The 1,028-nt window shown below is 51.1% G+C and carries 1 protein-coding gene; it reads right to left on the bottom strand.

Annotated features, from left to right (window positions below; all coding sequences use genetic code 11):
- A partial coding sequence (locus Q335_RS10310) for a hypothetical protein (protein WP_038369639.1) occupies positions 1–1,028 on the bottom strand: 1,028 nt, incomplete at both ends.

Raw genomic sequence — 1,028 nt, 5'->3', positions numbered from 1 at the left:
TTAGCCAAGTCTTTGTCGCGTTGCGCCAACTCTTGGTCACGTTGAGCTAAAGCATCCGTGGCGGCGAACAATTGACCACCAGACACAGCGTCTTTGCTATCAGCCGTGATATCCGCGTCAGCGAGGTTAGTCACTTTAGTGTTACCTGCGTCGATACCGTCTTTAGAAATGCTAGGACCGACTGGGACGGTTTCACCGGCTTCATTCTTAGCGGCGAATAATAAGCCTTTGCCATCGACGATGGTGCTGGCGTTTTCGTCACCGAATTGAGCACTGTTGAGACCGACTAGGTTAGGATTCAAGCCGTATTCAACATTGTGGCCGTCGTTAAGGGCAACGTTCAAGTTGCTACCAGCCGTGAAGTTAACCGTTTCGCCTGGAGCGACGTTTTGCGCTTCTGCATCACCTGCAACGACGTTCCAACCTTTGCCTGCGGCGCCAGCTGCGTCATTAGCCGCTTGGATAGCGCCTGTGATGGTGTTCGCACCGGTACCACCGATATTATCACCGACTAACTTACCGTCTTGGTAAGTCACGCCATCACCTAAGACGTCAGCAGTGGTATTACCCAACACACCCACGCTGTTAGCCGTGTCGAATAAAGCGTTAGCTAAATCGTCATCACGTTGTGCTAGCTCTTGGTCGCGTTTAGCTAAGCCTTCAGCCGTATCGAACAAGGTGTTAGCCAAGTCTTTATCACGTTGAGCCAACTCTTGGTCACGTTGAGCTAAAGCATCGGTCGCCGCAAACAATTGACCACCAGACACAGCGTCTTTGCTATCAGCCGTGATATCAGCCTCAGCTAAGTTAGTGACTTTCGTGTTACCCGCATCGATACCGTCTTTAGAAATGCTAGGACCGACTGGGACCGTTTCACCGGCATCGTTCTTAGCGGCGAATAATAAGCCTTTACCATCTACGATGGTGCTGGCGTTTTCGTCACCGAATTGAGCGCTGTTGAGACCGACGAGGTTAGGATTCAAGCCGTATTCAACATTGTGACCGTCGTTAAGGGCGACGTTCAAGTT

The organism is Brackiella oedipodis DSM 13743, from assembly GCF_000621025.1.
GTDB classification, from domain to species: Bacteria; Pseudomonadota; Gammaproteobacteria; order Burkholderiales; family Burkholderiaceae_B; genus Oligella; species Oligella oedipodis.
Note: the sequence above shows the minus strand (reverse complement) of the source record. Positions and strands in the feature narration are given on the sequence as shown.